The organism is Paenibacillus sp. JSM ZJ436 (assembly GCF_044383795.1).
Taxonomy (GTDB): domain Bacteria; phylum Bacillota; class Bacilli; order Paenibacillales; family Paenibacillaceae; genus Paenibacillus_AQ; species Paenibacillus_AQ algicola.
In genome coordinates, this window is sequence record NZ_JBISEO010000001.1 from 266,085 (window position 1) to 278,049 (window position 11,965).

Here is an 11,965-nt window from a genome sequence, read left to right on the forward strand (position 1 = left end):
TTGATTACCATTTGGAGTCCGTTGCCAAGTGGCAGCGGGAGTACGCTCCTGGCTGCTTGCCTGCCGGCGATGCTCTGTACAGCCTATTCATCCAGCTGCTTGCTGCTGCATGGTGGTGCTTTAGGTGACAGGGTTGAAGCAGGCTTGCTGCCATCTAATAAGCTAGAGGGCTTTAGGACTGAAGAAGAGGACTCAGGTATGAGGGCACTTCAGCGAATGTACCTAAGCGGCCGACTGGATTCACGGAACATTAAGGATTACACCGCCTCATTAATACCGGGCAAGCTGGATCTGATCAGGGGCGATCAGGATGGGGAATCGGGCTCTTACGGAGCAATTCAATTATTGCAATACAGCGGCATCCTTACAGCGGCGCTGAGTGGTTATGATGTTGTCATAGCCGATGCTGGTAATGGCTTGCCGAATGCTTTAGACATGGAGCTTATATCAAGATCTGATTTGTTAATTATTGGGTTGAACCAAAACCTTCTTGCGCTCGATCAGTGCTTTAGAGATCAGCTTCCGGCAATGGTTGAGCATGTCAAACAGTATTGTTTCGTTACAGGTAAATACGATGCTTCAAGTCACGCCTCATTGCTCAATATGAAGCGCAGGTATGGAGTGAAATCGTGGGCTGGCACCATACCCTACTGTACGGAAATACAGGATGCCTGGAATTCTAGAAACCTGCTAGCAGCGATGCTTCGGAGTGGTGGTGTGATGCGGAGAAGCCGTACACCATTCGGAGAAGCTGTTACAGTCATAGCTGCACATGTCGCTAAACAGCTGGGTCTGCCGGGTGCCGCCGCAGAAGGGAAGGGTGCTTGATGCATGGGGAGTGGTTACGAAACGCTCTGGCGATGGCGGCGGTCATTGTGCTGCTCTTGATTTACATGTTCATTCGTGTTTCTTCCAAAACATTCAAGAGCCGTACACCTGAACAGGGGGCCGCCACATATACGCTGGATTCATTGACGGATGGAGTGAAAGAGCAGCTTCATCAGCTGACCCATGGACAGCTGGCAGACCTAGGACTCCACGATGTAGAGTACCGTAAAAGGCTGAATAAGCAAAATGAGCTCAAAAGGGCGCTGAAAGGCTGCGTAACCGGTGATATTTCTGACAAGCAGTATGTTAAATCTTTTATCCGTGAGCTGTTAAGAACCAAACTGCGCCTGGACGAGCAGGCTATGAACTTGATCATTCCATTCGATCATCACGAACAGCTAACTTCAGCAGATAAATTCGATATTATCCTTTTTCTATTCAAGCAAGAGCATCAGGATGACGCACTTTCCAGATTGCTGGAGAAATATGAATTAGCAGTCCCGAGAGTGCTGGAGGGTTATGGGGAGGACCCTGTCTACGCAGTCAATGCTGCAGATATTGATTTGATTTACGAGCATGAAATACGAATGCTGACGGCAGGTGAGAAGCTGGATCTCATTGTACAGCGGTTATATCAGCATTACAAAGGCTTTTCGGTCATTGATGAGCTTCGAGAGCAACGTATTGATGGAATCAGTGGAGGCGTAAGCGGTGTAGTCGGCAGACTGCTGCAGAGTCCGATTCAGGATTCTTATTGTTTGGATGAGATCCCGATGTCCACGGAGCGGGAGAGTATCTGGCTGTTCTACAAAGGTGTATCTATCCATTTAAGCTTTCTGTCTTTTGACCAGCCTAATGAGCTGCGCCGGGTATGTCAGAACATTTATAAATTCAACCATCCCGGTCAGCTAACCGAGGCAGTAGGCTACAAAGTCAATGAAATGAAGGACGGCTCCAGAGTCGTTGTCGTTCGTCCACCTTTCTCAGAGGGCTGGGCTTTCTTCGTACGGAAGTTTGATGTCCAGAAGGCTACGCTTGCGCAATTGATTCAGGGTGATAATGCGGAGATGGCGGTAAAGCTGCTAGCGTTTCTAATGAAGGGAAGCCGAATCACAGCGGTCACCGGATCGCAGGGCTCTGGTAAAACAACATTGCTCATGGCTATGATTCAGCATATTTACGCGACCTATCCCATTCGGGTGCAGGAGATGTCCTTTGAGCTGCAACTGCGAAAGCTGTACAGCCGGCGAAATATCTTGAGCTTCCGGGAGACAGCTCATATCTCAGGACAGCAGGGCCTGGACTTGCAGAAAAAGACAGATGGCACGGTCAACATTCTCGGGGAGGTTGCCAGCGATGAGGTTGCAGCATGGATGATTCAGATGTCACAGGTAGCGAGTTTGTTTACCGTGTTCACTCATCATGCCAAGACATTCCCTGATTTAATCTTATCGCTGCGCAATTCCCTGCTAAAGTGCGGCATATTCCAGCAGGAGCAGCTGGCGGAGGAGCAGGTGGTTCAGGTGGTTCACTTTGACGTTCATCTGAAGCGCACCCACGATGGCCGTCGGTTTATTGAACGGGTGACAGAATGTCTTCCCGGTGAGCCGGACACCCACGGCATAGTAAAAGCAGGGTCATCCCGTAATGTGCTGGAGTATCGCGATGGAGCCTATTATGCGGTGAATCCGCTGTCGCGGCGCTCTATTCAGGATATGGAGCAGCAAATGCAGCCACAGGATCTTGAGGCGTTCAGGGCTTTTGTGCTGGATGCATGGGGGGAATCCGCTTGAGCCAGCAGCTGCTAATCGGCATTTTGGTATGCTCTCTTGTCATCTGCGTTATTCTGACGATAGCTTCTGTCCGTATTCAGCGCCGCTATGAGGCGCTATATGGCATGAACAGCAAGACGTTGGGCCCGGGCGGCTCTCTGAAGGATGTTAGGCTCAAGCTGAAGCAATGGCTGCAATCCTTGTATCTTGCTGCGATCGACATCCCTGGGATCTCTAACTATGTAAGAAGGATCCGAAGAAAGATCAAGCTGCTTCATCCGTATGACGAGGTTGCTTTAAGATACGAGACGATGAAGCTTATTCTACTTGTCATTACGGCGTCTGCTCTCTCCGGAGCCTTACTGTTCATGCATAATCCCGGTCCGGTCTTTATCATAACTTCAGTGCTGGCTGCGGTCATTATCCATCATTTAATGATTGATTTATTTCTCCACCGCCTGGAGCTGAAGCTGATGCATCAAACGGTAGAGCTGTTCTCCTCAGTCAGGCATCATTACCAGCAGCACGGTATGGTGGAAGAAGCGATCTACGAAGCAGCAAGTACTTCAGGTCATGAAATTTCTATCCATGGACACCGCATACATCAGGCATTAATTTCCCGGGATGCAGAGGAAGAACTCAATCATATATACAATACCTCACCGAATCGGTATATTCAGGCTTTCGCGGGTATTTCGCATTTAGTGCTTGAGCTTGGAGATCACGAGGATAAGAGCCATTCCGTATTTTTGAAGGGATTAAGCAGCCTGACTAAAGAGCTGCATCTAGATATTTTAAAAAGACAACGCCTTGATTACCTGCTGAAAGGCCTGCATGCTATTGCGCTGGTTCCGGTATTTTTCACCTCTCCCATTGAGCAATGGGCTCGAGCCAGCTTTCCGGCTATGGATGTCTTTTATATGAGCAAGCTCGGTATTCTGACCAAGCTATCCGTATACGTTGTTATTTTAGCTGCCTATATTCTGCTTCAAAAATTGTACTTGAATGATGAAGAAGAGGTTAAAGTCGGGTTTCGAAAAAAAAAATGGGGTGCCAGCCTGCTCCGAAATGTGATCATTTACCGAATAGTGATCGCCTTGCTCCCTTCTCCCGGAACACCTAAATATGAACAGCGAACTGGGCTCTTAAAAGACAGCAGCCGCCGTATTCATTTGGAAGTGTTCTATTTACGGCGGCTTCTCTTAGCTCTGGGAATAACCTTTAGTATGCTGGTCATATTTATATCTCTTCATCTATTTGCAAAACATCAGCTTCTCCATGGTCAGTCTGTAGAGGCAGGTTGGTTCGGACGGGGAAATCCGGAGGTCACTCTTTCCGGGAACACCATCAGAGTCAGTGATTCAGAAATTATGGCCGCCATGCTAGGTAACGACAAAGTGGAGGCAGGCCAGCTCATTGACTGGATTTCTAAAGCGACAGAAGGACGATGGAGCAAAGACCAGCTGCGAGAGACCGCAATGAGAGTACAGGATAAGCTGAATCGGTATCAGCATGAATATTTGAAATGGTGGGAGGTTCTTCTTGCTGCCGCCGCAGGCTATGCCGGTGCTTATTTTCCGCTAGGGCTGCTCTACTTTCATCGCAAAGTTCGAAGAATGGAGATGAAGCACGAGGTATATCAGCTATACACCGTCATATCAGTGCTCAGGGATATGAAGCGCATTTCGGTCGAGGAATTGCTGGAGTGGCTCAGCCGGTTCAGCGTGATTTTCAAAATTCCAATCCAAAAGGCCGTGCTGCATTACGAGCATGGTGCCGAGCTTGCGCTGCATGAGCTGAGGGACGAAGTATGGTTTGCTGATTTTCGCCGGCTGGTGGACAAGCTTCTGCTCGCCGAAGAAAAGGTGTCGATCTCTGAAGCCTTTGATGACCTGGACGGGGAAATGAGCTTTATGTTTGAGCAGCGCCGACAGGAGTATGAGGTCATGATCGAAACCAAGGCAGCGTGGGGCCGGATGATCGGCTTTGCACCGATGTATGCATTAGTGTTTCTTTATCTGGTTATCCCTTTGATCGGGATGAGCTTTGCCCAGATGAATGATTATTACGAACAAATTCAAAACATTTAAATTTTGAGAGGACGATACCTATGAATAATGCTTCATCGGCTTTAAAAGTAGCGGCTGGTATTTTTTTAACGATTGCCTTGATCACGATTGTTGTCATTTTGTTTATTTCAGCCCAGGAAGCCACGAAGACAGCGCAGAACAATTTCTCGGATATCCAGACTGAGCTCTCTCAGGCTGCATTTACCGTATATGACGGGACCACGATCAGCGGGTCACAGGTGACAAATGCGCTGCGTAAATATAAAGATAAGGATCAGTTTGGCATTATGATTATGACAGGAAAGAACCCGGGCGGACAGTGGTACGGTAATGTGCTTCGAAACGATGGCTCTGTCGATTCACCGGATATTAGACAAGGTGTCATTACGGAAACCTGGAATGAACGAAGTGCTGAGTATGTGAACCCGAGCGGGAAATTTAAAGCGACGATTGTCAAGGATCATTCCAATGTGATCCGGGGCATTATTTTTGCTCAATAAGTGATGACTAACCAGACCCTTGGTATGCTGGAGGTGGCTGCTTACGCCGCTATGTTTATAGCTGCCTGCAGCCTGGCCTTCAGTCTTCAGCAGGAAATTGGTATAACGCAAAAGTCTTATTATGAAGCCAGGTTTATGCAAAAGAACAATCTTACCGCATATGAGATCAATGACGCTGGAGCACCACGATCAGCCTTATTGAAGTTAACCAGTGCACAGGTATATTATATGCTGACGCATGCCGAAGAAGCTTACCTGATTGAGCTCGAAGGACATAGCTTTGTCTCTGGCAGACAAGCAGCCTCCCCAGTGATTCTCCAGAATCTAGCTGATAATGCCATGTATGAGGCTGAGTATGAGTACGACGCTGAGGGCAGGGTTAAGCTGATCAAATTGAGTAAGGAATGAGGAGAAAGCCATGGTAAATTCATTAACCAAATGGTTCGCCGCTTTGCTGGCGGTGCTTCTCCTGTATATTGTGCCCGCATGGGAGGGGGCGCGGAGACAGGAGGATTTGTCGCGGCTGATGATTATGCAGACCACTGTAAAGTTTGTGGACCATGTCAGGACGAAGGGGTATGTAACACCGGGAATGTACAATGATTTTCTGGAGGAGCTGTCGAATTCAGGAGGCGCTATGCAAGTGGAGCTGGAGCATGAGCACAAGAGGTATCACCCGGAATATGGTGACCCGGCAGACCCCGGAACCTTTCTCCAGTCTTTTGCCGTGGTGTATGATGGTTATTATAACGAGGAAATACTTGGCGTCCTGTTTCCGAATCAGGCAATGGATCTGGACGCTCCTGAACGCACCTACAAATTGACAGCCGGGGATCGTTTCTCGATTCAGGTATACAGAAGCAGCAGCAGTCCCTATGGCCTTCTTTCCAACTTCATAAATGGAGCATCCTCTGACGCTGAACCCGGATACCATTATGGCGGGGTGGTGCTGAATGAAGATTACTGACTTTGCAATTTTATTCACTGCTGTGTTTGCCCCTTTTTTTCTTGGCCTGAGTCTCCAGGGACACGAGCTGGAAGAGACAGCTTATCTAGAAATGAAATACAATGCTGCCTTGAAAGCTGCTGTTCAAGATGCTGGATACATGCTCCATGACAATGCGGAGCCACAGTATGAGGCTGGCTACGAGTCACTTAAAACTCTGAAGATTAATAAAGAGAAAGCCTTAGATACATTTAGTCAAACCTTGTACAGAAATTTCGGCATTCATGAGGATGTATTGGCTCAGGGTGCGCTTTGGACGTATATTCCTGCCGTTGCAATTATAGATGAAGACGGGTTTTACGTTTACTCTACAGAGTTAATTCCATCTGCTGCAGGCGAGACCCTGCTTAAACAGTTTTGGTCTAGCAAAATTCCTTTTGCGTATACGGATGATCAAGGCAATTATATTCAATTTACGCTTGATCGTCAGGTGAAGGCATATCAGGCCGGCAGCGGCATTTTATACGAAGGCATGCAGGATGAGCTGGTTGGTCAGAGCAGCATCCCATTGCTGAATGATTCTGTTCAATTCGAAGCTGTTCGCCGTACTACGATTGTTCACACTCTGCAAAGCTCTCTAGCTTCCTTAATCGCCAGACATAATGAGGCAGCGAGATCCTATGGGATCACGTATCAGTTTACACTTCCGCTTCTTTCCGAGGAGGATTGGCTGAATACGATCGACGATATTGGTGTGATGGCTTTTATTCAAGGAATGCCGCTCGGGAGCGGCTATTTCAACAATTATGCATTTGGAGGCGGAAGACTGATCAAGAAGCCTGTATATTTCGGTACGAGTGATCCGGTTTATGGTCAAAGGCTGTTTTACAGGGACAGCTGTGTTGTCCCCTATTCACCTCAAGAGGTATTCTTCTCTCGAAAAGCGGCTGCAAAGGCAGGCTACAAGGAAGTGGATTGTACCTCTTCTATCATTCCTTGACAAAAATACAGTTTCAGCTTAGCTTCTCTCTGTGATACAATAAATTCTTGATTGCGAGCCGATACATTGCCCGCTATTCAAGGGCTTATTCCATATAGACAGGAGTTACCTAAAGATATGAGCTTATTGACTGTTGAAGACGTATCCCATAATTTCGGAGATCGTGTACTATTTAAGAATGTTTCTTTCCGACTGCTGGCCGGTGAACATGTCGGGCTGGTAGGTGCCAACGGCGTCGGTAAATCGACGTTGATGAACATTTTAACAGGCCAGTTGCTGAAGGACAGCGGTAAAGTAGAATGGACGCCAAAGCTGCGCTACGGCTACCTGGATCAGCATACCAAGCTGACGCCGGGCAAGACCATCCGCGACGTCTTAAAGGACGCATTTCTGCCGCTGCTGGAGCTGGAGCAAGAGATGATGAAGATCACTGACCGCATGGGTGAGGCATCTCCGGAAGAGCTGGAGCTGTTGCTGGAGCAGATGGGTGAAATACAGGAGCAGCTGGAGATTGGCGACTTCTACTTGCTTGATGTAAAGGTCGAGGAAATGGCAAATGGCCTCGGGCTGTCCGTAATTGGACTTGATCGCGATGTGGCAAGCCTGAGCGGCGGACAGCGTACGAAGGTACTGCTGGCCAAGCTGCTGCTTGAGAAGCCGAATGTGCTGCTGCTGGACGAGCCGACGAACTATCTGGATGTAGAGCACATCGAATGGCTGACTCAATATTTGAAGGATTATCCGTACGCGTTCATTCTTATTTCTCATGATACTGAATTTATGAATCAGGTTGTCAATGTGATTTATCATTTGGAATTTGCGAAGCTGACAAGATACACTGCGAATTACGAGAAATTCCTGGAAATGGCGGATATCAACAAGAATCAGCACATTGACGCTTATGAGAAGCAGCAGGAGTTCATTAAGAAGCAAGAAGATTTTATTCAGCGAAATAAGGCTAGATACTCAACCTCAGGCCGTGCGAAGAGCCGGGAGAAGCAGCTGAATCGTTTGGAGCGCATTGATCGTCCGGAGGAAGCGGCCAAGCCGGTGTTCCAGTTTAAAGAATCCCGGGCAAGCGGCAAGACCGTCTTTGAAGGCATTGATTTTGAGATTGGCTACGATCGTCCGCTGCTCCCGAAGATGTCGATTACGATTGAGCGCGGCGAGAAAATTGCAATTGTTGGCTGCAACGGTGTCGGTAAGTCAACTCTGCTTAAGACGATTCTGGGTAAGATTAAGCCCTTCAGCGGCAAGACCTATCAAGGTGATTTTCTTGAGCCGGCTTATTTCGAGCAGGAGGTTCGGGCCGGAAATCTGACGCCAATAGATGAGGTCTGGAACGAGTTTTCACATCTGAATCAGCATGAGGTTCGTGCCCATCTAGCCCGCTGCGGTTTAAAGAATGAGCACATTACACGTCCGATGAAGGCGCTCAGCGGCGGTGAACAAGCGAAGGTAAGATTGTGTAAGCTGCTGATGCGGGAGAGTAACTGGATTTTGTTTGACGAGCCGACCAATCATTTGGATGTCGCGGCCAAAGAAGAGCTGAGAAGAGCGCTCAAGGAATATAAAGGCACCGTATTGCTCGTCTCTCACGAGCCGGAGTTCTATGAGGATTGGGTCACCAAGACCTGGAATGTTGAGGATTGGTCTCATCGTTCTTAGAATAATCAAGCTGTAGATATGCTGAGCCACTCTTCGGAGTGGTTTTTTCTTTATAACCAATCAGTTCAGAGTGGATGATATCCTGTGGAAGCTTAAAGCATAAGCACCCTTGCTCCTTGGCAAACTATGAATTGAGAGTTCAAGATGAAATGAGAAGGCGGTGCGCACTGTGACGGGAGAGGTGCTATGGATTGTGTCTCACGCGGAGCGCAGGCTATGCATTGAAGAATGGCTTCAAGAAGCTGGATATAAAGTCATTGTTGCACAGCAGCTGTCCACAGCGTTCATCCAGGCTGCACAAGCATCTGTTGATTTAATCATTCTCGACAGCTTGCAGGAGCAGGCGAATCTGATCGCGGTGATCCACGAGCTTCATGCCTTGAGGGAAGGAGTCCCGATCGTGATTTATGGACCTGGCAGTACGGTTGAGGCTGCGGATGCGTTAGAAGCTGGAGCTAATGACTATATCTTTGAATATGCAGATCAAAGAGAGCTTATAGCGCGAGTAAGGAACATGATCACGTTGTTTCGAAGTAAAGCCTCATCTGCTGCTGCCAATGATAATGGACTTATAAAGATTGGCGATTTATGCATTAATGCTCAAACGCGCCATGTCAAGCGAGCGGGAAAAACCATTGAATTGACAAGAAAAGAATATGACCTTCTGCTATATTTGGCTATCCGGAAGGACGAGGTTTGTTTACGAGAGGATATCTTAGGACAGGTATGGAATTTTGATTTTCATACAGGAACAAATGTGGTTGATGTGTACATTCTTCATTTGCGCGAGAAAATGGACAAGGGTCATAAGTGGAAGCTAATACGCACGGTGCGCGGAGCGGGATACCTTCTTCAGAGCCCCGTCACTTCATAGCGCCAATGACCACATGGGTTGGAATATGAAAAAGCCGCCTCCCAGCAGCTTATTGCAAGAGAGACGGCCTTTAAGGCGATGAATCCAATTCGATTTACAGCACGCGGCGTGCTTTCACATATGTCTTGCTCCAATGCCCTGAAGTTAGGGAAGAAACCATAACGCCAGGCTTGCCGTACGTGTGAAGGAATTTGCCGCTGCCAATATAAACGCCAACATGCGTCACATTTTTGCCTGTAGAGCGGCTGCCACTGGAGAAGAAGACCAGATCACCTGTTCGCAGGTTGGATTTGGATACGTAGGTACCCACCTTGGATTGAGCCGAAGAAGTACGCGGCAGGTAAACGCCGTATTTTTTGAAAATATGCTTCATCAGAGACGAGCAGTCGAACACTTTAGTCGTGCTTGTGGAAGCGCCAAATTGGTAAGGAGTACCCATAAATTGTTTGCCGTAATTAACGACCTTCTTGGCCGTAGAATAACTGGAGCTTACAGCCGCTTCAGCTTGTCCGACAGGACCTGCTGCCAGCAGAGTACCAAAGCCCACCGATGCGCTAAGGCTGACAATAATCGCTTTTTTGACCCAAGTATGTTTGTTCATGTTGTAATTACCTCCAAAGGGTTTATTGTTTTGCCGATGAACCGAGTATAACAGATATGAAACTATACATATTTTTCCTTTCTCTGTAAAAAGCTTGCTGTGACTGTATTGAAAGCGATTTATTAAAAGTTGATTAAAAGTTACAAATCTTTAAAAATAATGATTGTATAAGAAATAAAAAGAGCCACAACCCCTTATCAAATAAGGGATTGCGGCTCGAAGACTATGAATTTATTAAGTTACAAAAAAGTAATAACTATGCGTCTTTACTCTGAATAATCAGCAGCAGACCACTCTCAATACTGACATGTCCCACCTTATCTAAGAAACGGTTGCTAATTCCGAGGGATTGTCCGAGCTTAACGGTCGCATTGTGAAGAGGATACTGAAACCCTTCTAAATGAATGCCAGTGACCTCATGAGTAATTGGTAAAATAGATACATAGGTATAGCCTCGATCCACGAGCGAGCAGGAGGAGCCGGTTAATGTAATGAAATTATGCAGATCCAGGATGGAGCAGTCGATGTGATGCTGGACCCCGCGAACGAGCATCTGAATATTGGCAAGCGTATGATCCATTCGGGTTCCCGTGCCTCCGATAATCAGAATCTGTTTAGGGCTGCGGTCAATAGCCAGGTTGAAGGCCATCTCGGTATCCGTTAAATCCTTGGAGATCGGATCGCAGCTCCACACCTCACCGCTGTTCTTCTGGATCACCATCATTTCCTCTCGCGTTACAGAGTCAAAATCACCGAGAGCGATATGAGGTGTCAAGCCGTGCTCAATTAAATAGAGAGCGCCGCGGTCAGCGCCTATCAGAAAATCATCGTCTTCAATGTGCTCCAGTAAAGCAGGAGACATTTGGCCGCCGGTGACGATTACAATTCGGTCCGAGCTCATGGTATACCCTCCAATGTACGATTAATGTATCGGAAGCTGTCGTATTATACAGTATAAAGAAGTTTTTCATCTTGCACAATTGAATCGGCGGCGGATAAAATGGAAGAGCGATGTGAGGATGATGAGAGAAAGCGGGATGAAGGATTTTGGACATGCACGTTTTTGAGTGGTTCAGCATTATCGGTACGGTAGCTTTTGCGATGTCCGGCGCATTTGTAGCGATGGAAGAGGATTATGACATTTTGGGGATTGTAGTGCTGGGCCTTGTAACTGCCTTTGGCGGCGGTGTGGTCCGAAATGTATTAATCGGGGTTCCTGTCACGACCTTATGGAGCCAAGGTGATCTTATTCTGCTGGCCATCATTTCAGTTTTTGTTGCTTTTGTGCTGCCGATGGCTTGGATCAAGCATTGGAAGCGGACCGAGGCTCTTTTTGATGCTATTGGATTATCAGCCTTTGCGGTACAAGGCGGCATTTATGCCACGCAAATGAATCATCCGCTTAGTGCGGTCGTCGTTGCCGCGGCTTTGACCGGAATTGGCGGCGGAATTATCCGCGACCTGCTTGCAGGACGCAAGCCGCTCGTGCTTCGAGATGAGATTTATGCCGTTTGGGCGATGGCCGCGGGAGCAGCCATCGGCCTCGGACTGACCCAGTCCACATGGCAGCTGCTGCTATTATTTCTGCTCGTTATTGTGTTTCGTATGCTTTCTGTTCATTACAAATGGCGCTTGCCAAGAAGGCTGCTTCAGGCAGAATCGGCACCGACCGGTAAGGATACAGCCGCTTAGCTTTGGAATAAAGCT

12 protein-coding genes are annotated in these 11,965 nt (G+C 47.7%); 10 read left to right on the top strand and 2 right to left on the bottom strand.

From position 1 onward, the window contains the following. The 9 genes from ACH6EH_RS01380 (at window position 1) to ACH6EH_RS01420 (ending at window position 9,657) form a co-directional block, all read left to right on the top strand. The gene (locus ACH6EH_RS01380) at window positions 1-828 is read left to right on the top strand and encodes a hypothetical protein (protein ID WP_397330794.1); all 828 of its coding nucleotides are present in this window, start codon (window positions 1-3) and stop codon (window positions 826-828) included. Beyond that, window positions 828-2,621, top strand: a complete 1,794-nt coding sequence (locus ACH6EH_RS01385; protein WP_397330795.1) for an ATPase, T2SS/T4P/T4SS family — start codon at window positions 828-830, stop codon at window positions 2,619-2,621. Before ACH6EH_RS01380 ends, ACH6EH_RS01385 begins: the two co-directional genes overlap by 1 nt. Beyond that, window positions 2,603-4,690, top strand: coding sequence for a hypothetical protein (locus tag ACH6EH_RS01390; RefSeq protein ID WP_483875076.1), 2,088 nt, complete (start codon window positions 2,603-2,605; stop codon window positions 4,688-4,690). The genes ACH6EH_RS01385 and ACH6EH_RS01390 overlap by 19 nt, the downstream gene beginning before the upstream one ends. Before the next feature lie 20 nt (window positions 4,691-4,710). Further along, a complete protein-coding gene (locus ACH6EH_RS01395) occupies window positions 4,711-5,169 on the top strand; it encodes an ABC transporter permease (protein ID WP_138225754.1) in 459 nt (152 codons plus the stop codon). Window positions 5,170-5,220: 51 nt separating this feature from the next. Beyond that, window positions 5,221-5,577 carry a hypothetical protein gene (locus tag ACH6EH_RS01400; RefSeq protein ID WP_397330797.1) on the top strand — a complete coding sequence of 119 codons (357 nt, stop codon included), beginning with the start codon at window positions 5,221-5,223 and terminating at the stop codon, window positions 5,575-5,577. 10 nt (window positions 5,578-5,587) lie between these two features. Continuing rightward, entirely contained in the window at window positions 5,588-6,136 is a 549-nt protein-coding gene (locus tag ACH6EH_RS01405; RefSeq protein WP_397330798.1) for a hypothetical protein, read from the top strand. Beyond that, window positions 6,123-7,115: a hypothetical protein gene (locus tag ACH6EH_RS01410; RefSeq protein ID WP_397330799.1), complete on the top strand. Its 993-nt coding sequence runs from the start codon at window positions 6,123-6,125 to the stop codon at window positions 7,113-7,115. The genes ACH6EH_RS01405 and ACH6EH_RS01410 overlap by 14 nt, the downstream gene beginning before the upstream one ends. A 117-nt stretch (window positions 7,116-7,232) precedes the next feature. Beyond that, complete coding sequence (locus ACH6EH_RS01415) at window positions 7,233-8,783, top strand: ABC-F family ATP-binding cassette domain-containing protein (RefSeq protein WP_138225758.1); 1,551 nt, start codon at window positions 7,233-7,235, stop codon at window positions 8,781-8,783. Window positions 8,784-8,964: 181 nt separating this feature from the next. Next, complete coding sequence (locus ACH6EH_RS01420) at window positions 8,965-9,657, top strand: winged helix-turn-helix domain-containing protein (RefSeq protein WP_397330800.1); 693 nt, start codon at window positions 8,965-8,967, stop codon at window positions 9,655-9,657. A 94-nt stretch (window positions 9,658-9,751) separates the two neighbouring features. Here ACH6EH_RS01420 and ACH6EH_RS01425 read toward each other — a convergent pair whose 3' ends face one another. Next, on the bottom strand, window positions 9,752-10,258 hold the full coding sequence (locus tag ACH6EH_RS01425; RefSeq protein WP_397330801.1) for a C40 family peptidase: 507 nt from the start codon (window positions 10,256-10,258) through the stop codon (window positions 9,752-9,754). A 256-nt stretch (window positions 10,259-10,514) separates the two neighbouring features. Beyond that, the gene (locus ACH6EH_RS01430; RefSeq protein ID WP_138225761.1) at window positions 10,515-11,159 is read right to left on the bottom strand and encodes a thiamine diphosphokinase; all 645 of its coding nucleotides are present in this window, start codon (window positions 11,157-11,159) and stop codon (window positions 10,515-10,517) included. A 152-nt stretch (window positions 11,160-11,311) separates the two neighbouring features. Here ACH6EH_RS01430 and ACH6EH_RS01435 point away from each other — a divergent pair, with 152 nt between their 5' ends. After that, window positions 11,312-11,950, top strand: a complete 639-nt coding sequence (locus ACH6EH_RS01435) for a trimeric intracellular cation channel family protein (protein WP_138227733.1) — start codon at window positions 11,312-11,314, stop codon at window positions 11,948-11,950. Window positions 11,951-11,965 lie beyond the last annotated feature (15 nt).